At 52.2% G+C, this 21,471-nt stretch carries 30 protein-coding genes; 1 reads left to right on the top strand and 29 read right to left on the bottom strand.

Annotated elements, in window-relative coordinates:
- Position 1 precedes the first annotated feature (1 nt).
- From HZ297_RS00490 to HZ297_RS00470, 5 genes are read right to left on the bottom strand one after another with little or no spacing between them, the layout of a single operon-like run.
- Entirely contained in the window at positions 2–619 is a 618-nt protein-coding gene (locus HZ297_RS00490; protein ID WP_178860850.1) for a phage tail protein, read from the bottom strand.
- Positions 616–1,167 carry a phage tail protein I gene (locus HZ297_RS00485; protein ID WP_178860848.1) on the bottom strand — a complete coding sequence of 184 codons (552 nt, stop codon included), beginning with the start codon at positions 1,165–1,167 and terminating at the stop codon, positions 616–618. The genes HZ297_RS00490 and HZ297_RS00485 overlap by 4 nt, the downstream gene beginning before the upstream one ends.
- Positions 1,160–2,059 carry a baseplate assembly protein gene (locus HZ297_RS00480; protein ID WP_178860846.1) on the bottom strand — a complete coding sequence of 300 codons (900 nt, stop codon included), beginning with the start codon at positions 2,057–2,059 and terminating at the stop codon, positions 1,160–1,162. The genes HZ297_RS00485 and HZ297_RS00480 overlap by 8 nt, the downstream gene beginning before the upstream one ends.
- A 15-nt stretch (positions 2,060–2,074) precedes the next feature.
- Complete coding sequence (locus HZ297_RS00475; RefSeq protein ID WP_218644497.1) at positions 2,075–2,410, bottom strand: GPW/gp25 family protein; 336 nt, start codon at positions 2,408–2,410, stop codon at positions 2,075–2,077.
- A gap of 5 nt (positions 2,411–2,415) precedes the next feature.
- On the bottom strand, positions 2,416–3,414 hold the full coding sequence (locus HZ297_RS00470; RefSeq protein WP_178860842.1) for a phage late control D family protein: 999 nt from the start codon (positions 3,412–3,414) through the stop codon (positions 2,416–2,418).
- Positions 3,415–3,463: 49 nt separating this feature from the next.
- Here HZ297_RS00470 and HZ297_RS00465 point away from each other — a divergent pair, with 49 nt between their 5' ends.
- Positions 3,464–3,769 (top strand): hypothetical protein, encoded by a 306-nt coding sequence (locus HZ297_RS00465; RefSeq protein ID WP_178860840.1) that lies wholly within the window; start codon positions 3,464–3,466, stop codon positions 3,767–3,769.
- Here HZ297_RS00465 and HZ297_RS00460 read toward each other — a convergent pair.
- The 24 genes from HZ297_RS00460 to HZ297_RS00345 form a co-directional block, all read right to left on the bottom strand.
- A complete protein-coding gene (locus tag HZ297_RS00460; RefSeq protein ID WP_178860838.1) occupies positions 3,753–3,956 on the bottom strand; it encodes a tail protein X in 204 nt (67 codons plus the stop codon). The genes HZ297_RS00465 and HZ297_RS00460 overlap by 17 nt on opposite strands.
- Positions 3,953–4,486 (bottom strand): phage tail protein, encoded by a 534-nt coding sequence (locus tag HZ297_RS00455; RefSeq protein WP_218644496.1) that lies wholly within the window; start codon positions 4,484–4,486, stop codon positions 3,953–3,955. The genes HZ297_RS00460 and HZ297_RS00455 overlap by 4 nt, the downstream gene beginning before the upstream one ends.
- Positions 4,479–6,596 carry a tape measure protein gene (locus HZ297_RS00450; protein WP_178860836.1) on the bottom strand — a complete coding sequence of 706 codons (2,118 nt, stop codon included), beginning with the start codon at positions 6,594–6,596 and terminating at the stop codon, positions 4,479–4,481. Before HZ297_RS00450 ends, HZ297_RS00455 begins: the two co-directional genes overlap by 8 nt.
- A 17-nt stretch (positions 6,597–6,613) precedes the next feature.
- A complete protein-coding gene (locus HZ297_RS00445) occupies positions 6,614–6,742 on the bottom strand; it encodes a GpE family phage tail protein (protein WP_178860834.1) in 129 nt (42 codons plus the stop codon).
- Positions 6,743–6,750: 8 nt separating this feature from the next.
- On the bottom strand, positions 6,751–7,032 hold the full coding sequence (locus HZ297_RS00440) for a phage tail assembly protein (RefSeq protein ID WP_218644495.1): 282 nt from the start codon (positions 7,030–7,032) through the stop codon (positions 6,751–6,753).
- Positions 7,033–7,067: 35 nt separating this feature from the next.
- Positions 7,068–7,568, bottom strand: coding sequence for a phage major tail tube protein (locus HZ297_RS00435; RefSeq protein WP_178860832.1), 501 nt, complete (start codon positions 7,566–7,568; stop codon positions 7,068–7,070).
- A complete protein-coding gene (locus tag HZ297_RS00430) occupies positions 7,565–8,740 on the bottom strand; it encodes a phage tail sheath protein (RefSeq protein WP_178860830.1) in 1,176 nt (391 codons plus the stop codon). Before HZ297_RS00430 ends, HZ297_RS00435 begins: the two co-directional genes overlap by 4 nt.
- Before the next feature lie 10 nt (positions 8,741–8,750).
- Complete coding sequence (locus tag HZ297_RS00425) at positions 8,751–8,927, bottom strand: hypothetical protein (RefSeq protein ID WP_178860828.1); 177 nt, start codon at positions 8,925–8,927, stop codon at positions 8,751–8,753.
- A gap of 17 nt (positions 8,928–8,944) precedes the next feature.
- Positions 8,945–9,559, bottom strand: coding sequence for a phage baseplate assembly protein V (locus HZ297_RS00420; protein ID WP_178860826.1), 615 nt, complete (start codon positions 9,557–9,559; stop codon positions 8,945–8,947).
- Positions 9,556–10,077 carry a phage protein Gp37 gene (locus HZ297_RS00415; protein WP_178860824.1) on the bottom strand — a complete coding sequence of 174 codons (522 nt, stop codon included), beginning with the start codon at positions 10,075–10,077 and terminating at the stop codon, positions 9,556–9,558. The genes HZ297_RS00420 and HZ297_RS00415 overlap by 4 nt, the downstream gene beginning before the upstream one ends.
- Positions 10,074–10,526 carry a phage virion morphogenesis protein gene (locus HZ297_RS00410; RefSeq protein ID WP_178860822.1) on the bottom strand — a complete coding sequence of 151 codons (453 nt, stop codon included), beginning with the start codon at positions 10,524–10,526 and terminating at the stop codon, positions 10,074–10,076. The genes HZ297_RS00415 and HZ297_RS00410 overlap by 4 nt, the downstream gene beginning before the upstream one ends.
- 8 nt (positions 10,527–10,534) lie before the next feature.
- Positions 10,535–10,936 carry a gp436 family protein gene (locus tag HZ297_RS00405; protein WP_178860820.1) on the bottom strand — a complete coding sequence of 134 codons (402 nt, stop codon included), beginning with the start codon at positions 10,934–10,936 and terminating at the stop codon, positions 10,535–10,537.
- A gap of 11 nt (positions 10,937–10,947) precedes the next feature.
- The gene (locus tag HZ297_RS00400) at positions 10,948–11,358 is read right to left on the bottom strand and encodes an HI1506-related protein (protein WP_178860818.1); all 411 of its coding nucleotides are present in this window, start codon (positions 11,356–11,358) and stop codon (positions 10,948–10,950) included.
- 70 nt (positions 11,359–11,428) lie between these two features.
- A complete protein-coding gene (locus HZ297_RS00395) occupies positions 11,429–12,334 on the bottom strand; it encodes a Mu-like prophage major head subunit gpT family protein (RefSeq protein WP_178860816.1) in 906 nt (301 codons plus the stop codon).
- A gap of 22 nt (positions 12,335–12,356) precedes the next feature.
- Entirely contained in the window at positions 12,357–12,758 is a 402-nt protein-coding gene (locus tag HZ297_RS00390; RefSeq protein WP_178860814.1) for a hypothetical protein, read from the bottom strand.
- 11 nt (positions 12,759–12,769) lie between these two features.
- Positions 12,770–13,792, bottom strand: coding sequence for a phage protease (locus HZ297_RS00385; RefSeq protein ID WP_178860812.1), 1,023 nt, complete (start codon positions 13,790–13,792; stop codon positions 12,770–12,772).
- Between the two features lie 55 nt (positions 13,793–13,847).
- Positions 13,848–14,366, bottom strand: coding sequence for a hypothetical protein (locus HZ297_RS00380; protein WP_178860810.1), 519 nt, complete (start codon positions 14,364–14,366; stop codon positions 13,848–13,850).
- A gap of 2 nt (positions 14,367–14,368) precedes the next feature.
- Entirely contained in the window at positions 14,369–15,379 is a 1,011-nt protein-coding gene (locus HZ297_RS00375) for a hypothetical protein (RefSeq protein ID WP_178860808.1), read from the bottom strand.
- A 326-nt stretch (positions 15,380–15,705) separates the two neighbouring features.
- Entirely contained in the window at positions 15,706–16,914 is a 1,209-nt protein-coding gene (locus HZ297_RS00370; RefSeq protein WP_178860806.1) for a phage head morphogenesis protein, read from the bottom strand.
- Positions 16,904–18,478, bottom strand: coding sequence for a DUF935 domain-containing protein (locus HZ297_RS00365; RefSeq protein WP_178860804.1), 1,575 nt, complete (start codon positions 18,476–18,478; stop codon positions 16,904–16,906). The genes HZ297_RS00370 and HZ297_RS00365 overlap by 11 nt, the downstream gene beginning before the upstream one ends.
- 10 nt (positions 18,479–18,488) lie before the next feature.
- On the bottom strand, positions 18,489–20,039 hold the full coding sequence (locus tag HZ297_RS00360; RefSeq protein WP_218644494.1) for a hypothetical protein: 1,551 nt from the start codon (positions 20,037–20,039) through the stop codon (positions 18,489–18,491).
- Positions 20,039–20,602: a DUF3486 family protein gene (locus HZ297_RS00355; RefSeq protein ID WP_178860802.1), complete on the bottom strand. Its 564-nt coding sequence runs from the start codon at positions 20,600–20,602 to the stop codon at positions 20,039–20,041. Before HZ297_RS00355 ends, HZ297_RS00360 begins: the two co-directional genes overlap by 1 nt.
- Positions 20,603–20,799: 197 nt before the next feature.
- The gene (locus HZ297_RS00350; protein WP_178860801.1) at positions 20,800–21,090 is read right to left on the bottom strand and encodes a VpaChn25_0724 family phage protein; all 291 of its coding nucleotides are present in this window, start codon (positions 21,088–21,090) and stop codon (positions 20,800–20,802) included.
- Positions 21,087–21,470: a DUF2730 family protein gene (locus HZ297_RS00345; protein WP_178860799.1), complete on the bottom strand. Its 384-nt coding sequence runs from the start codon at positions 21,468–21,470 to the stop codon at positions 21,087–21,089. The genes HZ297_RS00350 and HZ297_RS00345 overlap by 4 nt, the downstream gene beginning before the upstream one ends.
- Between the last annotated feature and the right edge of the window lies 1 nt (position 21,471).

Below are 21,471 nucleotides of genomic sequence, written 5' to 3'. Positions count from 1 at the left end.
ATTAGTTTTGCCCCATGAAATAACTATTTAATCTGATTACTCTTTTTAATTCTGCATCGTCGACTATGTTTTTCCATACAAAATCACCATCGCTGTCTGATGCTTTTGCGAGTACTTGACCAACCTCTCCACCAGGTATTAAGTACGCCGTAGTAATCGTATTGAGTACCCAGGCACGCGTTGCATAGACAATACTGGCATCAATCACCAGCTGGACATTGTTACTGTTTTCTATCTTGATGGCCGCGACAATCGCCATTGATCGTGTCGAGCCTTCTGCTGCAATTGGCTTATATGTTTCTGGAAAATTTCCATAGGCAAACAAATCGCCATCCGTATCGAATATCCCGACCTCACGCAGAGCAAATCCACCATCTTCTGCTGGTATAACCATTTCTGCCATCATCTGCGTGCTATCGTTTGGGTTAGCATAAAGGCTGCTAATCTGGGTACGATAGACTTCTCGAACCAGTGTGATTTCATCACCAACCGGCTGACCGACTTCATTCCCGTCACCATCACCAACTGCCATTTCGGTCAGACTGACTCGATCACCGCCCATTTGTGATGCTGCGATTTTCGCGACACCGGTTTCTGTGAGCTTCATGTAATAGTTCATGTGTTTGGCTCCGCCATAATCGTGATTGTTTCTCCGCTAAAGACCGCAGCACCGTAATACTGACTAGCACGAGTGATACCGTGCACTTCGATGCCGGTCATCCAGCTGCGCGAGTTTTTGGCCTCTTTGGCAACGGTGATAATAGTGTTGTAACTGGATAGATCTGGTATCCCGATCTGGTCAACAGCCGCTTCTAGGTAAAACGTGTATGGGGCAGCTGGAGGTGTTTCCTGATGCCACTCGACCACAGCGACATCATGATTTAGACTTGTTAACGCTCTTTTAAGTGCTGCAATGGTGCCTTTTTTACGGTGTACCGATACTGCAGATGCACATACCTTACGCTTAACTTCATCAGTCCAGTTTTTATCCCACGTATCAAGCGATAATGCCCACGCCAACCACGGCAATAGACTTGCTGGGCAGGTATCTGGGTTCCATAGGTCGCGGATGCCAACAGGCACATCCTCAATACGTGCCGTGGCCTGCTCGATGGCTTGCTCTTGTGCCGTTGCATTGGGCGGCAGTAGCGTTGGCTTATCACTCATCGAGGCCACCATCGGTTAGGGTAATAGCCGTGCAATAGGTGGCGCTTTGGCGATCCACCACGATGTTGGCCACAGGCTGTGTTAAATCGACACGCTGCACACCTGGCTGATGTAAGGCGGCATAGATGCCGGAGAGTGTCACATCCAACCCAAGGCGGTGCTGATTGGCCGCATAGGTTTCCACGGCCGCTTGCGCCTGTGCCAGTACTTCGTCTGAGCCTGGGCCGGCGTAGAAGTGCAGTGTGGCCTCGATGGTGTAGTTGACGATGGTGGCACTTTGCACGGTAACGGAATCCGTCAGTGGGCGAACGTCTTCTGCAGACAGCACCGCATTGACGGTATCGAGCAGTGCTTGATCTGCGGTGCCATCGCCGGTGCGTGACAAGACGGTGACGACCACTTCACCAGGTGAAGGACTGGTGGCACTGGCATCCAGTACTGCGCCATCTGCTGACAGCGCATGGAAAACGTACGCTCCTTCTGGGCCTGCAGTGGAGTAGCCTTCTAGTGAGAGTTGGATGCGGTATCTGAAATCAGCATCGGCCTCATAGGTAGGTAACACCGGAGGGGTGGCCGTTTCATCGCCGGCATCGATCACCAAGCGAGAAACGCCGAAAAGGGCACCCAGGTTATCAAGGTCGTTCCCCAGAGCATAAGCCAGCATGACCGATCTAGCCGCCTCGTTCACACGCTGACGAATCAGCAGTTCACGATACGCCGCCACTTCAAGGACTTTATAAACCGGGTCGGATTCAACCAGAGCCGTAAAGGTATCGGAACGCGCCTGCAGGTCGGCCAACATTTCGGCAAACACCTGCTCGAAAGAGAGCGTTTCTACAACACTTGGCGCGGGGAGTTTGGATAGGTCAACCGCCGTGAATCCACCAGCCATCTATAAACCTCGACATTACAATGAAATTTGTTCAAGTCTCAGCATTTCACCGCTTGGCACATACTTGCCTTCGATGTCGACATAGGACTGGCCGGTTGTGTCGGCCGTAACGGTCACGCTTGTTAAAACCAGATCATAAAGGCCGTTTACAGGGTCTTTAAATGCCTCGTAAACCGCCATTGTCATCTCGACTTTAAAGCGCTCGTTGGTAGGGTTATCAATCAACTCGAACACCCGGGAGCCGTAATCACGGCGCATAACCCGAGTGCCGATAGGCGTGGTCAGAACATCGGCAATGCGTTGGCGCAAGTGGTCCATGCCACTGATAGCCTTGCCGGTTGTTCTACTCATGCCGATCATTTCTTATAACCTGTCCACTGCTTGCTGAATTCCACCTTCAGTTGATAGCCGTAGTTCTTGGTCAGCGTGTGTTCCACACGGGTGATGTGATAACGGCCATCAACATTGGCTCTAAATTTAACAAGTTCCAACACACCCTCGGATATCAACCCCTTGATAACTTTTGGCGTGGCGGGAAGTAACAGGTAGCCGTCGATGGTAGCCATGGTGCGTTCCTGCAATCTGGCGGCAGCGTGCGAATAAGCCTGTTCCTCCGAGGCATAGGTGTTTTTCAACTCCTCCTGAACATCGCCGTCACCCACGGTCACGTATTTGACTAGGGCGGCGTTGTAGTCGTAATAGCTGGCGCGCACTGCACCATAGCGCGGACGGCCACGGTCATTGATCTGCCAGCGCGTCACCATAGTCGGCTCAATGGTCACGGCGGTTAAAGGCGTGCCGGATACACTCAGACCGTCACCTTTAGGCTTAAAGACCATATAGCCTTTCACCGCCTTAAACACCGCGCCGTAACTGGAGGCCAAACGGTTCAGCAGCTGCAAATCGGATTCGGCCGTCTGATCCAGCTGCTCAATCTTTTTGCTTGCCAGACTCTCGCTGATGCTGGGCGTGTAACCGTGCTTTCTGGCCAGATACGACACCACTTCGCCCAGGGTGGTGTTTGACCAGGTCTTTGAGGTGGCGGCTTTGAGGTCTTTCAGAAAGTCTACCGACGAGGCCAGCAGTCGCATCTGCATCGGATGGCCTTCAAAGGTGACTTCATCAAAGATATAGGTACCGACGCTGACCGGCTTTTCACCCTCAAACCCCAAGCTGACTTCAAACTTGGCGCCAAAGTCCTCGCGCTTTAATTTTCCGGCCGCGTCATCCAGAATCAGTTCGATGTAATCGCTGGTTGAGCCTGGTAGGTCGATGGCTCGGAGTGATATTAAGAAGGGGTTGAATCTAGAAGAGTAGTCTTTGCTATCCACTTTAAATGTGAATATAGGTGTCATTGTCATTACCTCCGGTTGGTGATAGAGTTTTGAAAAAAAGGAGTTTTGTATGCGTATCTTTGTGTTCTTACTAATGTTTATCGCTACTGCCGCATCGGCTGATAGTTACAAACTGTGGCATGAAAAAGACGACCATCACTGGACGATGTATCCAATGATGAATCCCACTGATCCAAACCGAGAGCAAGGGGCAGATTTGACCTATAACGATGATTTGGTTGAGTCGGTAACAGAACACTGCACCTGGGCGAAAGGCGAACTGCCGGTGATGATTTGGGGGTTAAGAACTATCGACTCCAAAACCGGCAAAGAGCAGATTTTCGAGTGCGCCAAATACATCAACCCCACAAACTAATCTCTTCTTCCGGTGCCTGCTGCTTGACCAGGTCGGGCAGCTCCACCAACACGCCGGCCGGCAGCACCACATAGTTCGCCAGGCTGGGGTTAGCCTCCAATACCTGTTCCACATAACCGCTCGTGCCGCCATAGTAGTGGTGACAAATCAAATCCAGCGTATCGCCTTGTTGGCTAAGGTACTTCATAGCAAGGCTCCAATCTTGTTAGCCACCGTCGAAGCGTTCTCGCGGCTGTAGTATTTGAGGTTCAGGCTAAATTCAATCTTGAGCGGTGCGCCGTTTTTCACCAACACACGCAGGGTTTCCTGCACCTGCTCAATGACCCATTCGCCCCAGATTTTTCCGGTACCATCCACCATGGGCAGCGGTTTACCCAGGCCAGCTAGTTCGCGCATGGCCTGCACCTGGTGCAAGCCACCTTTGTAATGCGGGTAGATCACACCTGGCATTTCTACGGTCTCTTTGCCTATGCCGGTAAACTGGCTCATCGGGCGGTTACCAATACGCTCCAAGTCGGCCCACTTGTATTCCACCGTATGGGTCAGCGATTGGTAGGCCGCTGTGTCCAGCGCAAACATAAACGGCCCCAGCATCATCATTACCGCACCGGAGTGGCCAAGCTGTCCAGAAACCGCCTCAAACCCTTCGCGGATGCGCGACAGGTCACGCAAACTGGTGACCACATCGTCATACTTAATCGTGTTTAAATCAGCCATTGCGTCCTCTCAATGTTTCCTGAATCGCCTTTTCCACTGCCGCCTTGATGTGCTGCTCGATCTGCGGCCCAATGTCAGCCATGCGTCCGGCATCGCCGCTGATGGTAATAGGGGCATTCACCTCCACCTTGATGGGCATGGCCTGGTAGCTTGTCGGGGCGGCCGATGCCATTGCCGGCGCGGTGGCCACCACTGAAGTCAATGCCACCAGTTGAGCGGCTTTTTTTGCAGGTTCAACAAATTGCTGCACTTTTTGGGTTAGCTGTTGTTCATCGTCAACTTTCATAACGGTTTTTAATTTTGAGCTGTGCTCTATGAACCGTTTAAATTGAGCGGAAAGCTTATTTAAAAACCCTTCAATCCAGCTTAAAAAATCATTTAAATGACGTTTCGAGTCATCCAATATTTTGGCGGAATTGTTTAACTGGTTAATGCTTTCAAATGGAACCGAATGCACTTGCATCTGACTGGTATCAGAGGCCTTTTCAATTGGTTTTACCGTGCTCTGGTATTCAATGACCTTTGTATTCTGTTGGCTGACTTTCTTGGCTGGCTCCACCACCTGCTGCACCTTTTGCGTCAGTTTTTGCTCTTCATCAAAACCGAGGATGCTTTTGAGTTTGGAGCCGTACTCCATCAAGGTTTTAAACGGGCTTGAAAGCTTGTTTAAAAAACCGTCAATCCAGCCTAAAAAATCGTTCCACGCCTGCTTTGGGGCTTCCCAGATATTGGCCGCCCATTTACCAATGGAGGTCACGATTTCGATAATGCCTTTGCCCACATTGGTCATAAACGACCAGAAGCCACCAAAGAAAGCTTTGACCTTTTCCCAGTTGGCGATGATTAATGCGGCGGCTGCAGCAATGGCCGTGATGACCAGGCCGACAGGGTTAGCGAGAATGGCCACTGACAGCATAGTGAACGCTTGCACAAAGGCGGCGATGGCCGGTACCAACGGCAGGGCGATGATGGCCATAATGGTGTTTTCCCATCCACCCAATACATCGGCCACGGCATTGGCTTTGTCGACAAACTTGTCCCAACCGGTCGCAAACCGCTCTGCCCACGCCCAGAGCGAGTCAAAGGTTTTAATCAAGCCTTGGCCAAAGCGTTCGGCAATGACCTGCAGTTGGCCGTTGGCGGCCATCTGGTTGATCTTGTCTAGGACGCCTTGCAGCTTGGCTTTTAAGTAGTCAAATACGCCAGCATCCATGACCATCTTTTGAAAGTTTGTCCACCAGTCCATCAGGTTAGACCACATACCGATCCAAATGCTGGATTGCTTATCCATTGAACCGGCGTACTTGCTATCCCAAATACTGGTCAGAACCTTTTGAATTTGTTGGCGGTCATTCTTCAATGCTTGCAGGATTTTGGTCGAACCATCCTTGGCTGTGTAGGTGTAGGTCACTACATCACCAACTGTAGATGCCGTGATACCTAACTCTCTTAAACGCTCGTTTTGACCCGTTACCGCATCAGCAATCGCTTCTACCGCCTGCATAATCGGCTTGCCCATCGCACTTGCCGCATCTCCCAAGGTTCTCAGCAGGCCATTTGTAGGATCCATGCCGTAAGAGCGTAAACGCACAAATGCCTCTGTTACCTGAGTCAGTTCATAAGGTGTTTTGGTAGCGAAGTTTTGAATCCAGTCCATTGACGCTTTAGCTTTTGAGCTGGAACCTTCAACCGTTTCTAAAACAGACTCAAACTGCTCAAAGGTGGCGGCCGTATCCAAGAAGGTGCGCTTAAAGCCGAACACGCCGGCACCGATGGTACCGCCGGCAATGGCAAAGGCTTTGCTGAAACGGTTGGTGAACTCTCCGCCGGCGCTGACCAGCTGCTTGAAGTGGCCATTGACTTGCGAGGCCTTGCTGCGGATGGTATCGAGTGCCTGACCCAGCATGTGCTGCATGCGCGCTGCGCGATCTGTGCTGCTGGTCAGACGTTGATAGTAGTTCACCAGGCCGGTTTGACTTACCTTCTTGGCCAAGCCGTTGGCGGCTTCGGTGATTTTGTTGAGTTTGCCGGTGGCGTCTGCCACCTTCTTCAGAGGCTGGCTGACCTTGTCCACCAGACTGATGATCATGGCCAGTTTCATGTCGTTCATGCTGCCTCCAAATGGAATTAGGGTGGGGCGGGGTGTTGGGCTTGCAGTATGGCTTTGGCTTTCTCAAACCACCCCATCAGTTCTTCAAGCGACATGACCGCCATTTCTCGTGGCGGCCAGTGGAAAACGGCGGCAATCGCCGCCATGGCGTTATCTACTTCATCGGGGAGGGATTCCCCGTAAAAAAACCGGCCACCTCGCTGGCCAGTTCCATCAGGTTTTCACACTCCAGCGTCGAGAAGTCGTCGGCGCTGATGAGCGGATCACTGATACGCGGCAGAACGGTACCGATAGCGGTTACGTCCATGCGTACCAGGTCAAGCATATTCAGGCCACGCAATTCGCCGGCCATGGGCTTACGCAGGGTGACTTTATCGACTTCCTTGCCGCCGATAGCCTGGGCAATCGGCAAGGTGACAACAACGGTTTTAGACATAATGGTTTCCTTTCTTAAAATGGGTTAAAGGCCGCTTATAAACCGAGCGCGGCACGAATTTCAGCAAGCTGGTCAACACCGCCGACCTTGCGGATCAGGTTGGCGATATCAATTTCGATCAGCTCTTCCCCGTCGATGGTCAGCTTGTAGTAACTGACCTTCATTTTCATTTTCTTGGGTGACAGGTCTTTCGGCTTCCAAGTCCCCAAATCCAAACCGACGAACTTGCCTTGTAGGTTGACCACGGCGGCCTTGACGGTACCGTCGTCTGACTGCAAAGCGCCACGCGCCGTCAAAGGCACGCTGCTGCCGGTCACGCCCCACAACTTGAGCAACGGTACGTCATAGCCGCTCAAGGTGATTTCCGCTTCGAGCGGTTCCATGCCCATATCGACCGATTCGGAGCTGTCCATGCCGGCGGCACGGATGTCCTCGGTCACAATGTCCAACTTTGGCAGCACCAGTTCGGTGGCCATGCCGGCATAGCCACGACCGTCAACCGAGGTCGTGAAGTTTTTCAGTACGTTCTGGCTCATTTAAAGATCTCCTCAATGTAGTCGCCTACCATGTGCGAACGGAAGGTGATGTGCTCTGCCGGATAAGGCGGCGTGAAGTCAAAGTCGAAGTAGACGTTGCCTTGCTGAATCTGGTCGATGCTATTCAGCTCAGGATCAGCCCAGGCTTTACCACCCAGAATCGCCCCGATATTGGTCAGATGGCGCAGGTAGTTATTGACGCCTTCGAGCACGTCTTCAACGTAGGTCTTGGTGATATTGCGATCCACCGCCCACATATGCGCACGCAACAGGCTGTCATTGATCATGTCAGCCGTACGCACCACCGAGAGGAAAGCCCACTTTGGATCAGCCGAGCAGGTGCGGTTGCCCCACAAGCGGTAACCGTCTTTCTGAATGATGGTGGCCACTTCGTTTTCGTTGAGGTAGTTGGCGCGTGCATTGACGTCACCCAACGTGAAGTCGACGGCACGGGCGGTACCGATAATGCCGAGCATTTCACGGTTTGACGGAGACCACCAGAATCCGCGCTCGTTGTCCGACTTGGCAATCATGCCGGCAACACGGGCAGAAGCCGGTTGAATCATTTCCGAGCTGGTGGCGGTATCCCATACTTTGACCCAAGGGTCGACAATAAATACGCGTTTAGAGCCTTGCGCTTCACGGTAGGTGATTGCATCGGCATCATTGGTGTTCGGGCCGTCGGCAATGATTACAGCTCGCAGGCGTTCGGCAATCGATACCATGTCCGTCAGCACTGCCTGCACATGGCTGAAGCCTGGTGCAATCAAAACACGCGGCGTGACTTTGGCGATACTCTCGGCCGCTAAAAGTGCTTGGATACCGGTATAAGTACCTGTAGCCACATCGACACCACCAATCACATTGGATTGGGTAGCGGCGGCATCCACACCTTCTTCGACACGGATCACCACAACCATCGCGCCGACCTGGTCAAAGATGGCGTCAATGGCAGCCGGCAGCGTACCATTGCCGGTACCCACCATATCAAGCTTGGCTGCTTCCAGTCTTGAACCGGCAACTAGTACTGGGGTGTTCAATGGGAAAGCGGTAGCGTCGGCATCAGGAGCTGTGCCGACAAGTCCGATCACCGAGGATTTAACTGTTCGGATAGGGCGCGGGCCTGAATCGATGTCCAGGACTTCAACGCCGTGTAAGAATTGTTCAGCCATGGGTTACTCCTTAGCCTTTAGTGGTGGATGATTTGGATTTGGTAGTCTTGGCTGCTTCCAAAAAACCGCCGGTGACCAGATAGGTCGCCTGCTTGGGGAACAGCTCCAGGGTGTCGCCGACCTTGCGCACCTGATGGTCCTGCACAAACGGCTTTAAAACGGTGTATGTCTGTTTAGTTTGCTTCATGGTTAACTCCTTCTGTTTTATTGAGGCTGTCCGGTCGTTCCGCCACTATCACCAGGGTGAGTGTGCGTGGTCAGACTGATGCCGTTGGCCACCACATCACCACTGACATCGGCGCTGCCGCTGATCTGCGTGTCGCCGTTGATGGTCACGGCACCGTTGATGGTGGTATCTCCGTCGATCTGCACGCCACCCGGGCAGACTAATAAAGCCGAGCCGCCAGCCGGCAAGGTGGCTTTAAGCCGATGGGCCGCGCGGTCATACTCGATGACGGCACCATCTGCATACTGCATGCGATGCACGGTTGCGGCACTGGCAGGTGCTGGGTGCGATGCTTGGTAAAGTGCTGGCAACACCACACCGAGTTGCAGTTCTCCGCTAGGAGAGATCATCAACACCTGTTCGCCCAATTCCGGCGCGTGCCATTCGATGTCGTTGCCGGCACGACCTGTCAGCCAAGGTAGCCAGCCAGATACCAGCGGCGAGCCCTGTGCGTCCACTCCGTAATGCACACGGACGCGGGCATTGGGATAATCCACCTCCGAGACAAATCCGACTCTGACCATATTGCTCAGGCGTCTGGCGATGTCTTCCAGTCCTTCAAAACTGTTCACACCAGGAATGGTCTGTTTCATAGCGGTGCATGCTCCGAACCGTTCACCGCCACATACAGCGTGGTCGGCAAAATACCGTCTTCGGCGAACAGACTTTCGCCCAGACGGATTCGTTGCTGCCAGGTAACGGCCCACAACATCACGCCGTTTTTATCCACCTCACTGGTATAGAGGTTGTCTGAGCGGATTGCTGTCGGCTCACTGATTCCGACCAGTCCCCAGCGTGGCAATTGGCCTTCCAAGTAAATCTCCAGCGCATCGACCAGGTTGCGACAGGCATCGTCTGCGCTGAGTCCAGGTGCGTTTTTGGTCACAAAATACACCGCCAGCTGCTTGGTTGAATCCGACTGCTCTGTGCCAGTGTTCTCAGTTTTTAGCGTACCCAGGGCGCTTACCAGCAAAGCCGGTGTTTTGGCACTGAGACGTTTCAGTTCACCAAGGTTGAATCGACCAGGATGCACCTCGCAGGTTTTAAGCGCGCTAAACCGCTGTTTAAGGTCGTCTTTAATGGCGTTTAACAGTTCGTTGGTGGTGGTCATTTCATCAATCCTTGCATCCAGCTTTCCAATACCGCATCCAGTTCGTCCTGGTTAGCGTCACTGATACCCAAATAGGGTCTGGCCAATAAACCAGGTCGACCGACTTCAGCGCCGCCATACTGATGAATAGCGGCATAGATCAGATTGGATCCGACCACAACTTCATTGCCGCTCACCTGGTACTGAATGCTATCCAGCAGTTCGCCTTCGTTCTCCAGCAGGCGGTGACCTGAATGGCGGGTCTTGGCATAACCATCAGACCAGGCCGCCCAGGGTTCGCCGTCCGGACTGCGTTTTTCATCACTGATGCGATGGCGCGTCTGGCTTTCCGCAATGGCACCGACGTTTTCCAGCAGCTCCGCCTGTGCATCTCTGCCGACCAGGTTGTTCAGCCTGATCTGGATGCGCTGCAGGTCTGTGTTGTCAAAGTGCAGTCCGACGCCGGCCATCTTGTTTGCTATCGTTTAAAGTGACGCGGCTTCGATTGGATGTAAGCCACGCCATTGGTTGTTTGGGGAGGTTGAGGCAACCCTAGCGTCACCTCACCTCGGCTAAAGCGCTTGAGCAGATCGAGCGCATCCTTGTAACGCTTGCGGCGTTCTTCGGTGGCGGCGTCTGCATCGGCGCTCAATTTGTAAAAGGCAATGTCTGCGCACAACTGGGACAGCACGCGCGGCGCTGTCGCCAATGGCAACGGGTATTTGGCACCCACATACGAATCGATTTCCGCGCTGGCATCCTCCAGTGCAGCGGCGACCACGGCGGCATCAACCACCTGGTCCTCGTTGCGGTCGGCAATGACCAAAAGCGCATCGACACCGTAGCGGTTTTCAATATCCTGTTGCGTTGCGTAAACCATGCTCTATGCCTTTATTCTTGCGGTTGTTGTACAGGTTGTAGCTGTTGTTCGGAAAACGCCACAAACGCTTCATCACGCTGTGCAGCACTGACTTTTGAACCTACAATTGCCTGCAAGGCATCCAGCTGTGGCACGCCTTTGCCGGTGTAATGCGCGGTGTTTTGCGGATCAAGCTGAGCAATCGCTTCAATCAACTGTTCAACCGTAATGCTGTCGCCATCTTTGTTGTCCGTCATGGACGGTGCTGGCGGCGTGTCTTCTTCCTGAACTTCACGCACCATCAGGTTCTTTTCAGCCTTGAGTGCGGTGATCTGTTCAGTTGTCAATTCCGATGCATCGAGATGCGTCGGCTGTTTGGTGAAGCGTAGTCCCGCTCTGCGGAAGAAGGGGCTAACCGACGTCACAATGAGAGTCTGTTTCATAATGCGATTCCTTTGTCGGGTATCAGATCACCGACCCTTGCGGGCCGATGGTTGATTGATCAGCTATGGATCAGCCTTGACCGGTTGAACCGTAAGCCATCTGCCAGAAGCCATAGCCAACTGCCATACGCGCTTCGGCACCGAACAGGAACTTCTTCTTCGTGAAGACGATGTCGCTGTTGATATCGGTCATCGCCACCGGTACCGGCTCTTTGCGGACCTGCAGGATGAAAGGCTTCACCGCTTTGGTGGTATCCAACAGGAACCACGCCGTGTCCGATGTCAGGCCAGGCATTACCACGACTTCCGCCGTGCCCTTGTAGATGTTGACCTTGCCGTCTTCCAGACGATCTGCCGTCATCAAGGCTTTGGCCACGTCTTCCAATGCAGGCGGTACCAGCAGGACGTTAGGGGTGACGTTCAACGAACGGCCTTCTTCGTCTTTCATGTTCTTCAGTGCGGTACGTGCCGCGCCGTAAGAAGCTTGCGCTGCGGCCAACGATGCAATCGACAGGGCAGCCGTGCCCTTGTTGCTGACGCTTTGGCCTTTGACTTCGTGATCGGTGTCAAAGAAGTACTGACCGTCATAGCAGGTGTTGGTGAAGCCTTTATCCACCAGTTCCGCTACCAGTTCATCTGGCAGGTTCTTGGCAGACTCGCCGGCCATCTGCGCCTGCGGACCGTAGATACCCAATTGATCGTCTTCGATATCGTTGCGATCCACTTCAACGGTCGCTTCAAAGTCGTCGTTGACGATGGTGTACTTGTGCGCCTCAAGCTGCTTGATATGCTTTTCGCCCACCCATTTGCGCATACGCGGGAACTTGCTTAGCCAGGCATAGCTGTTTTCCGAGGTGGTTGATGTGATCTTCATAGCCACTTTAGGCCAGACGGTCGGTGCGTTTTCAAACGCCTTGTTGAACGTGGCTTTCAGGTTTTTGAAAACCTCGGCCAGAGTGCTTTTATTCACTAACATCTTGTGTCTCCTTCGTTACTGATTACTCAACCCAGACGCCGTCTGAATCAATGCCGATGACCGTACCGGCCGCTGATCGTGTTCCTGTGCCATCAGTCGCCGCAACGGTTTCGTCGTCGACGATGTAACAGGTTTTCAGCAGGCCGGCTTCCGTGACCAGATCACCGGTTTGGTTTTTCCACTTGAATGCCGTCTTGCGACGCACGGTGACAGTGGCATCGCCATCCGCACCTGCCGAATTGTCGACAGATTCATCTGCACGACCTACATAGGTCAGTCCGGTTGCAGTTGAGCCAGGTGCGGCCATGCCTGAAGCGTTCAGGACAACCAAGGCACCTGCGTAAATCACCGCGCCGGCTGCTACAGACAGGCTGAGCATTTCACCGTCGCGCTGATGAGTGTTTCGATCTTGAGTTAATGGCATGATGCGTCTCCTTAATTAGCGTATTTGGCAAGGTCTTCTGCAGAGTTGCCGAACATGGCCGCCACCGCTTGCGCTTCGGCATTCAGTGCTTTGGCTTTGTCGCTGTCTGCAGGTTTGTCCAGGGTGCTGTCAGGCGCAATGACAGGAGCAGAAGCCACATACTGCTTGAAGCGCTCCAGTCCGCCTTCCTGATGGCAGGCTGCTTTGTGGTAGTCGACCGTAGCTGGTGCGATCTTGCCGTCTTTCAAGGCCGACTCAATGGCTTGGTCGATTTCGGCGTTCAGGGCTTTGGCCTGATTGTCTGCCAAGGCTTGTTCCGCGTTGAGTGCGCGCTGTTCCATCTGGCTGTAGTCGGCACGTGGCACGAACTTGTCCAGTGATGGATTCTGCGCTTGGTTAAGGGCAGTCTGATGTTCAGACTTCATGCGATTGGCTGCGCTGAGAATGTCTTCGTAAGAAGCGTTCTCCGGCAGGCCAAGGGCTTTTGCCAGTGCTTTTAAGTCCATGGTATCCTCCAGTTGGTCTTGAGATGGGTTTTGGGCTTGGTTAAGGGCGGTTAAAAACAGGTTTGGATTGTTGGTCAGGCCAAAGCTGGTGATCTGAGCGATCTCCATGGAGCCTTTCTCGTATTTGAAAACAGGGGAGATGTAGCGGTACTTCTTCGCAGTGACCAGCTCCTGGCCATGCTCTGTCCATTCGACACGACCCCAGACAGCACCATCTCGAATCTCAAGTTCTTTGATCCAGGCAATGGCAGGGGCAGGGTCGCCGTTAGGGGCTTTGAGTTCGGTAGCGTGTTCGATGTCGCCGGGGATGTCGGCTTGATTGGCGTCAAACGCCTGAATGATGCGTTGCGGGTTGGAGTTTTTCCAGGTACGGCCATCCCTACCTATGACATTTTCACCTGATGGAATCAAATGGATCCATTCGGGAGCTTCTGTACTGGTCAGGACGTAATTAAGCGCCGCTCTCAGTTCAACTGACTGATCAGAGCAAAGGGCTGTTTGGTATGTGAGGGTGTTTTGCTTTTCCATGCCTCCAGTTTAGGAGGATGGAAAAATGGGTGGATATCAAGGGCTTGATAAGTTTTTAGGAATTTGAATCTTTTAGCTTTTCTAAAAGCGTTTTTCTTCTATTCTGGTCTTCTATTCTGTTTCTAATAAGCGCTTCAAATCCATCGATTTGATTGCCTAATGACCAATGCATCCGTACAAGTAAAACGAGTGAGAATAACGTCACAGAACAAAATATAGACAGAATTAAGCTAAGCGAAGTATTCGTGTTTAAACTTGTAAAAGCCATTATAGCGACCACAATGTTGCCAGTTATGACGATGACTAATCCGAATAGACTTTCTTTTTTTAGCGAGTCAATAATCGTTTTAATGCGATTCCGCTCTGAATTTGTTAATCCTTCAATAGACTGAACTTTACCTAGACGATCTTTAATTGCCATTGCCTGCTTGATCGCTAGCGATCCCACACCTACAGATATAGCGGGTCTCAGCCAATGAAGTTCATTGAGACTAGATAACCATTGAGAAGCTACCTGTCCGCAGAACCAGCCAATTACGGCAACAACAATGTAAATTAGGTAAATTCTAAACATTACTATTCAATTTCTTCTTCACTGATCAAGCGAGTCAGCCAATCGTGCATCGCATGATACATATCATTCTCATCAATTGCACCATTATTGAATTGTACATTGATGTTCGTGGATAATTTTAGGTCTTTACCTTTTAACTTAGTGCCGTTTGCAAGCTCAACTACAACATCATCTTCGTGAGCATGCCTCATGGAAGTCGAAAACTCGTCAAGAAACTGTTGTCCAGTTTTTGTCGTTTGTCTCAGATAAGTAACTTCCAGTTTCAATTTCAAATTTGCTTCATCCAAAGCATCATCCAGCTTTGGTACAGGCGCGCCTAGGTTTTTAAAAATAGCAGAAATCAATTCGCCGGTTATTCCAGCAGGAACAAATTGAATTGATTTAACACTGTTAGACGATGAACTTTTTGTCATTTCCTCATCTGGGGTAATAGCTGTTATTGGAGCACCAAAGCTAACTTTTCTTGCGGGAGATTCTTCCAGTTTTCTTCGTGTTGCCGTGGTTGGCTTATCGCTTAATGAGAAAATCCCACCATGTGGCAAGTGGTTAGATTTTGTTCCTAATAGCCATGTTAAGTGTGTTTCCAGCTGTCTAGCAGTAAGCGAAGGACTGGACATAATGACTAGATGATTATCTAAGACCCCAAAATGTAGCATAGACTCTAAAAACTCTTCTTTTTGGGCCTGGGCATTACTTTGTTTTTGTAAGTCACTTGGTTGTACTGTTCTAATAGCATAGGATTTAGCAGACTTATCTATGGTAATCGCGGAATGACTTTGGTTTTTCTCCCACAGCATTAACTTGCCAAAAAACATACCGCGGTGCTGCTTGGGATCATTTAATAGCCGAAATGAATCATCACTACCATAAATAGATTCTTCGCGATCAGCTGCTTTTTCGAGCGCGCCACTATTTAATAATGCCGTCTCAAGCATGTTCTGCAAGGTTTTATTGGCCTTTGGCATAACCGCTAGCTTGTAGTTCAACGTACGACGTTTCTTTTCACTTCTCATAAGTAATTTCCTCACCATTACTACACGTTATTGGAATAGTAGATGATTGCTTACTTAAAGACAATGCAATACGGCCTAAAGCACATTTAAATTTCCACACAATCGTTTAAGTCTTTTGAATCTATACCAATGCTTATGTTTTGAATAAAAACCGCTCAAATCGCTTTATTTTCGCTCGTGGCATTCAAACCGCTGCAACTTGATTTTTAATCCAATCGGCGTACCATTGTAGGTGGATGGCAAGTGGTGGAGTGGTTCGCAATAAGCGTGGCTCTCCTGAGCCTTAACCGGTTCGATTCCGGCGCCACTTGCTCGCCATTACCTCATTACTCTATCGGCAGATAGACACCTGACTGAATCAAATTCTCCACATCCTTAGTTTCCACCACGTAAGCCGTGGCAATGGTACCGTCTGGTTTGATCGCCACCTTCACCAGTCCTTGCTTGGTTGTAATCAAATAAAGCATGGTTTTGTTTTGCGTATCCCATAGCGTTCTTTCCGGCTTTTGCATGAGCAAAGGCAGTATCGCCCAGGTGGCTTCATTTAGCGCATTGCCGTGATCGATATGGCGTCGTGCCTTCTTACCGACCAGCAAACGGTCTTCCAGTTCAATCAGTCCGGTTTTGGGTGACAGGCTTTGTTTGACCAGCCAACTCATAACGCCGGCCTCCATGACACCCACGGTGATGGATCGGCCTTTGGTCAGTTGGTCTGCCAATACTTTACCTACCCAGCTTTCATAGTGGTTGGTGCGGATGTCAGACTGCAGGGTGCGTTTGACCAGGCCGGGTGATTTGCGGTAGAGGTGTTCGTCCAGTGATTTAAGCCTGGCGATTCCAGGGTTATAGTCCCAACCCGGATCAATGCCTTGCGGTACCTGAAGGATCTCGCCGGTGCGTTCATTCACCCATTCGCGGTACTGGATGTGTGGGTCAGCCGTCACTCCACCAAGCCGCTGCGCTTCTGCCTCGCTGATCTGGCGCACGCGGCATTTGCATCCCCAGCCGTTCGGCGGGTAGTGCGTTGACCAGAACGGATGGTCGATGGGCAGGATGATGCGGCTCCACTGAACGTGCTCTTCACGATGATTCTCGGATGGGCCGAGTTCATACATCAGGTAAGGCATGGTAGCCTTGGTGCGTTGCGCACGCTCATACTGGCCTGCCGCTCTAGCGGTGCGCAGATTGGTGCGGTAGATGACCTTTAATCGGCGAGACGATCCCAGCTGTACGTCACGCGTCTCACCCGTCATCGGGTCGCTCTGTTCCTGACGACCCCACCAGCCAAGTTTGATTAAAGCGGGTTTTAAATCGCGTTTAAACTCGGCTAATGTCTGCCCTTGTGCAATGGCTTTCTGGGTGGATAGCTTGATGGTTTCGAGCACATCGAACTCCATCGCCTTAGCCACAGTGAAAGCGATGGCGTGTTCTTCCTGCCACACATCCTTCCAGTCGAAAGAGGGCTGAATGCCTTTTGACTTGAACCAGCGCAGCGCTTCCTTGGGTACCGGAGGTTGGTTGTACTTAACCGGCATCTTCATCTCCCAGACCGCGTGCCTTAAATGTCTGCTCGGCCAGCTTGAGAATAAAGTCGCTGCTGTCCATCTGCTCGATCAGGCCTGGCAGCCGCTGTAGAAAGTCTTCCAGGCTAGCGGAGGCATCAAGCGCCTGTTCGATTGGATTGAGTACCGGATCAACCTGCTTGCGCCACTCCTGCATCGCTTCCGCTTCCAGATCATCCAGTGGATCGACAGCCTGTGCCATATTCAGCGCTTTAGCTTGGCTTTGGCAGCTTGAGCACTGGCAAGCCGAATGCATGGCGCGATTCATAACCGGTTCGGTGGATGCCTGCGGCTGCCCCAGCAGTTCGGCATCTTTGTCAGGATCAGGTAGGCCAAGTTTGTCGCGGATGACAGAGGCTTCGACTTTCAAGCCAAGCGGAACCAGCTTCTCCAGCGCATTGACCAGGGTGTCGATGTCTTCCGATTCCGGCATCTGCCAAACCACGCGCGGATAGTCCTCTTGCACGCCGAAGTTCAAATCCACAAAAGGCTTGATTAAATCGCGGTTAATGGTGCTTTCAAGCTGCTTTAAATCGGACTCAAGGATATCGATGCGTACGTCATTATGGACGTTGGCCTGTGCCTGGCTGCTGCCGTCGTCGGTTGTCATGGTTTGCCCAAGCACCGCCTTGGAAATCTGCTTGTCCAGGTATTTGGCCAGACGCTCGAAGGTATCGTTTGAACCGGACTTGCGGCCATCCACAAAGTCGATGCTCATCGACTCGGGAATGACGGCTGCCGCATCGGTACCGATATTGGCCACGGCATTGATCAGCGTGCGGATATCATCTTCGGTGGCGTTGTTGCCGTGCTTACCGATACGGATCGGCATGCCGAACACCTCGGCAAAGGCCATCCAGTCGGTAATGGAGTATTGCTTGCACATATAGGTGGCGGCAGCCAAACGTGCCAGGCCACCCCGTGCCGGAATGCCAGACTTCAATCGCGGCACATGCACCACAAACTTATAGGCCGGCAGTGCAATGCCATTGAGCAGGTCGCTCTCGTCACGCAGGCGCAGGGCATGGGCATCTTCACGGTCAAACTGGAAGTGACGCGGGTCGCGCCATTTGTAACTTCTTGGCATCCACAGTGAACCACGGTTCCACATGATTTCAGAAACGGCATAGCCTTTGCCGAGCGCATCCACACAGTCCTGAACCAGCCATGCAAAGCTTTCATGTTTGACCAGCTTGCGCACCGCATCGGCAATCTTGACGGCCTGGGCATCGTCGGCTGGTGCCTCAACGGTTGGATCAATGCCTTCGATGGCACGTTTGCGCGTACCCAGTACCGAGCTGTAGTGCGGCTCGCGCTCCTCCATCTCTTCGGCCAGCGTCAGATAGTCGTAGTTGTCGCCCTGATTGGCCGATTCAATAATCCGCGCCAGTCTTTCCGGCGTCAGACCACCGGCAATTGTATCGGTGTGCCAAGCCTGACGGATGCCGGTCATGGAAGGGCGGGCGACTTCTTCCGTCAGCGCCTTGACTCTGATCGGTTCGCCTCGGTGGTCGACGATTTGGGATACTCTTTCCATGGTTGTTTCCTTACATCATGCCTCGCCGGAAGCCGGCGGTAGTGTGAATCTGTCTGCGTGGTCTGTCGTAATTGGCATCAGTCGCTTTAGGTACCGCATGGTAGCCGTAGACCTGAACTTCCATTTGGCTGGCAAAATACGCCAGGCAGATAGCAATCGCCGAGTCGCCGTGACGACCCGCGCTGGTCTGTCCTTCCGGAATACGCGGTACGCCGCGAACCATCTGAATGGCGCGGAAGTCGTTGAGTACGTCCGCATCGCGTGGGATATGGAGCGTGTCGTCTTCCAGTGCGGCTTTCATCTTGGGCATGTTCTCCAGGTACCATTTCTCGGAGAGCATGACTTCCTGGATGCGGCCGCCGCCGTATTTGTATTTAGCCTGCTCGGCCAGGTACTGGCCGTTGCCTCTGGCATCGAGCGCGCCGCCGGTCAGGCGTGGCAGGCGGTCGCCGATGTACAACAGAATCTGCTCCTGGTTGCGGAACGGCACATTCTTCAATTCGACCATAAACGGGATGCTGCGCTTGAGCTGTTGGTTGATGACCATCGGTGCGATGACTGTCATATCGCCAGAGCGTGCAAAGTCTTCACCAAAGGCGTGCAGGGTTTTGGCATCCAGCTTGGCCAGTTCCGGCAGCAGGTTAAGTTCGCACCAGTCTCTGACTTCTGCTTCGCGCAGGTGCTCAGGCCAGGCATTGAATTCAGGCGACCCCTCAAAACGGAAGATAGGTGCATCGACCATACGCGCTTCCAGCAGCGCACGGTTAAGGTAAACGCCACCGCCTTGCTTGGGTACGCAGTAGTATTCTTCCAATGCATCTTCACGGGTGGCCGTGTCTTTGAGCAGGTTTTCCTTCCACTCATCCTCGGCTGCCTGACTCCATTCCATGCCGCGAATCTGGCAGATGCGTTTGTATAGACCTTGCTCGCAGGCGTCGTCGATAGTGAGGCGATGCACCGAATAACGCTTCTTGCCGGCACGCGAGTCCTGAATGATTTCGTTGAACAGGTTGTCCACGCCGTTATGGGTGGAGATCAGGCGGACTTTAGCCCCCCACATGGTCAAGGCTAGTGCCGCTTTCAGAACCTCTGCAAGACGGTCATGGAAAGCCGATTCGTCGATGGTGACATTACCCTGGCGACCGCGCATGTTTGACGGGTTGGAGGAGAGCGCTTGAATTTTGTAACCGGAAGCAAAGCGGATGTTAAAGGTAAGGATATCCTTGTCTTCATCCTCGAGGATTTCCTCTTCGATTTCGCCTGCTGCACGATTGAATTGCTTGGCCCACATGGCACACGCCTGGATAAATTCGATGGCCATATCCTTGCCCGATCCGACATAGAAGTGGTCGGTACCGCCAGCCGATTTTTCGGCACTGGCAGACAGCACGGCATCGGCGGCTTCCGCCCAGGTCAAACCGGTACGACGCGACTTTTCGGCAATCTTCAATTGCGAATCGTCCGCCATCCATACTTTCTGATAGGGCAGTAGCACCGATTCAGGATCATACTCTTTACCAATTTGAGCGAAGAGCGCATCTTGTTTGGATACGAACGGCATCAGCTGGCAATCCCTAGAATATCGCGCTTGATGGCATCTACTGTGTCTTTGCTCATGCCTTGGCGGGTCATGGATTTGGCGGCGGCATCGGCGGCCTGTTGTGCGGCCAGTCGTTTGATCTCCTGCTCGCGTTTGGTGTTGGTGGCGGCAGCCTGTTCCAACTTGTGCATGGATTCTGACAGGTTCTTGACCATCTTGGCCAGTTCAGGCGCCATGTCTGGATCAATGGTTTCGCCCTGCATTTTGAGAGTAATGTCGAATACCAGGGTGCGGATCATCTCGTTGACCAACTTGCCCACCTCACCGGTTTGGTCTTCGCCGAAACGGTCAATGAACATCCTTGATACTTCACGCGCCTCCTGCAGTTTTTGACCGACTCGCGCCATTTTTTGGGCATAACGGTTCACCGCGCTCTTGGAGACGGTTTCATGTCCTTGCTCTTCCAGCACCTTGTTGATTTTGGCGGTGGCATCCAGCTGAGAAACGCGGGGGTCTCTCAGCAATGCCTGCAGCTGCTCAAGGATGTCGGGTGGAATTTGTTCTACCGATGATGCGCGTCCCATGATTTAACCTGCGAAGATGAATTTATGAATAAACATAGCTACTAGAGCCAAGACGAAAGATGACGTAATGAGCCGCTTTATGAATCGTTTTTTCACTTTTAACTGCTGCTCTCTATCCCATTCCCTAGACCACTTTCTAAGCTCGTACAGCATCGTGTTGCGTTGATGCAAACTGAGCCTGCGTTGCCGCGCCTTGCTCATAGCGACTTCCGTGCAATGCCTGGCATTTGCGATGCACCCGTGGCGACGTCCAGTCCGCGATGGGTTAGCTTGGCCACGGTAAATCCGCCAAAGCTGTCCAGCGTTACCAAGCCTTGTTCCTGCAACCAGTGCAGTTCTGCCAGTACCTTATCGAAAGACAGCGTCTGACCTGCCATAAACAGGCTCTGCTTGATCATCAAATGGTTCTGGGCGTAGTCGTTTTCCTGCTCGAGCTGCTCCAGCATCAGACGGCGGCAGTGCTCAATCACATGGTCTTTGAAGTTCATCGTTTCTTTCCCTCGTTCATCAGAAATTCTTGAATCATGGTCAGGTTTTTATCCATGCCGCTCAGCCTGCCATCGATGGCACTGACGCCATCCGATACGCGATTGATCTTTTCATGCACCTGTTTGAGGTCTTCATGCGTAGGCATGTGTTTATTGCGCTCTTCAACACGTTCCAGGCGTTTGTCGTGATCGCCGATGTGCTGGTGAACGTGCTGCTCAAGCCTATCGATACGGTCATCCGTATGCTTTTCCAGCTTGTCGATGCGCTCGGTATTGACACGCGAACGGCTGGTAACAAAGATGTAAGCCGCCAAAATGACCGTGCCGATAAAGTTGGCCACGGCCATCCAGAACTTCCAGAACTCATAATCCACTGACATG

The sequence above is a fragment of the Thiomicrorhabdus cannonii genome, assembly GCF_013391695.1.
Classification (GTDB): Bacteria; Pseudomonadota; Gammaproteobacteria; order Thiomicrospirales; family Thiomicrospiraceae; genus Thiomicrorhabdus; species Thiomicrorhabdus cannonii.
This window is presented reverse-complemented; position numbering and strand designations above follow the sequence as displayed.

Bases quoted from the DNA above. Each gene is read 5' to 3' on its own strand.
- HZ297_RS00490 (WP_178860850.1), bottom strand. From the start codon at position 619: ATGAACTATTACATGAAGCTCACAGAAACCGGTGTCGCGAAAATCGCA.
- HZ297_RS00485 (WP_178860848.1), bottom strand. From the start codon at position 1,167: ATGAGTGATAAGCCAACGCTACTGCCGCCCAATGCAACGGCACAAGAG.
- HZ297_RS00480 (WP_178860846.1), bottom strand. From the start codon at position 2,059: ATGGCTGGTGGATTCACGGCGGTTGACCTATCCAAACTCCCCGCGCCA.
- HZ297_RS00475 (WP_218644497.1), bottom strand. From the start codon at position 2,410: ATGAGTAGAACAACCGGCAAGGCTATCAGTGGCATGGACCACTTGCGC.
- HZ297_RS00470 (WP_178860842.1), bottom strand. From the start codon at position 3,414: ATGACACCTATATTCACATTTAAAGTGGATAGCAAAGACTACTCTTCT.
- HZ297_RS00465 (WP_178860840.1), top strand. From the start codon at position 3,464: ATGCGTATCTTTGTGTTCTTACTAATGTTTATCGCTACTGCCGCATCG.
- HZ297_RS00460 (WP_178860838.1), bottom strand. From the start codon at position 3,956: ATGAAGTACCTTAGCCAACAAGGCGATACGCTGGATTTGATTTGTCAC.
- HZ297_RS00455 (WP_218644496.1), bottom strand. From the start codon at position 4,486: ATGGCTGATTTAAACACGATTAAGTATGACGATGTGGTCACCAGTTTG.
- HZ297_RS00450 (WP_178860836.1), bottom strand. From the start codon at position 6,596: ATGAACGACATGAAACTGGCCATGATCATCAGTCTGGTGGACAAGGTC.
- HZ297_RS00445 (WP_178860834.1), bottom strand. From the start codon at position 6,742: ATGGCGGCGATTGCCGCCGTTTTCCACTGGCCGCCACGAGAAATGGCG.
- HZ297_RS00440 (WP_218644495.1), bottom strand. From the start codon at position 7,032: ATGTCTAAAACCGTTGTTGTCACCTTGCCGATTGCCCAGGCTATCGGC.
- HZ297_RS00435 (WP_178860832.1), bottom strand. From the start codon at position 7,568: ATGAGCCAGAACGTACTGAAAAACTTCACGACCTCGGTTGACGGTCGT.
- HZ297_RS00430 (WP_178860830.1), bottom strand. From the start codon at position 8,740: ATGGCTGAACAATTCTTACACGGCGTTGAAGTCCTGGACATCGATTCA.
- HZ297_RS00425 (WP_178860828.1), bottom strand. From the start codon at position 8,927: ATGAAGCAAACTAAACAGACATACACCGTTTTAAAGCCGTTTGTGCAG.
- HZ297_RS00420 (WP_178860826.1), bottom strand. From the start codon at position 9,559: ATGAAACAGACCATTCCTGGTGTGAACAGTTTTGAAGGACTGGAAGAC.
- HZ297_RS00415 (WP_178860824.1), bottom strand. From the start codon at position 10,077: ATGACCACCACCAACGAACTGTTAAACGCCATTAAAGACGACCTTAAA.
- HZ297_RS00410 (WP_178860822.1), bottom strand. From the start codon at position 10,526: ATGGCCGGCGTCGGACTGCACTTTGACAACACAGACCTGCAGCGCATC.
- HZ297_RS00405 (WP_178860820.1), bottom strand. From the start codon at position 10,936: ATGGTTTACGCAACGCAACAGGATATTGAAAACCGCTACGGTGTCGAT.
- HZ297_RS00400 (WP_178860818.1), bottom strand. From the start codon at position 11,358: ATGAAACAGACTCTCATTGTGACGTCGGTTAGCCCCTTCTTCCGCAGA.
- HZ297_RS00395 (WP_178860816.1), bottom strand. From the start codon at position 12,334: ATGTTAGTGAATAAAAGCACTCTGGCCGAGGTTTTCAAAAACCTGAAA.
- HZ297_RS00390 (WP_178860814.1), bottom strand. From the start codon at position 12,758: ATGCCATTAACTCAAGATCGAAACACTCATCAGCGCGACGGTGAAATG.
- HZ297_RS00385 (WP_178860812.1), bottom strand. From the start codon at position 13,792: ATGGAAAAGCAAAACACCCTCACATACCAAACAGCCCTTTGCTCTGAT.
- HZ297_RS00380 (WP_178860810.1), bottom strand. From the start codon at position 14,366: ATGTTTAGAATTTACCTAATTTACATTGTTGTTGCCGTAATTGGCTGG.
- HZ297_RS00375 (WP_178860808.1), bottom strand. From the start codon at position 15,379: ATGAGAAGTGAAAAGAAACGTCGTACGTTGAACTACAAGCTAGCGGTT.
- HZ297_RS00370 (WP_178860806.1), bottom strand. From the start codon at position 16,914: ATGCCGGTTAAGTACAACCAACCTCCGGTACCCAAGGAAGCGCTGCGC.
- HZ297_RS00365 (WP_178860804.1), bottom strand. From the start codon at position 18,478: ATGGAAAGAGTATCCCAAATCGTCGACCACCGAGGCGAACCGATCAGA.
- HZ297_RS00360 (WP_218644494.1), bottom strand. From the start codon at position 20,039: ATGCCGTTCGTATCCAAACAAGATGCGCTCTTCGCTCAAATTGGTAAA.
- HZ297_RS00355 (WP_178860802.1), bottom strand. From the start codon at position 20,602: ATGGGACGCGCATCATCGGTAGAACAAATTCCACCCGACATCCTTGAG.
- HZ297_RS00350 (WP_178860801.1), bottom strand. From the start codon at position 21,090: ATGAACTTCAAAGACCATGTGATTGAGCACTGCCGCCGTCTGATGCTG.
- HZ297_RS00345 (WP_178860799.1), bottom strand. From the start codon at position 21,470: ATGTCAGTGGATTATGAGTTCTGGAAGTTCTGGATGGCCGTGGCCAAC.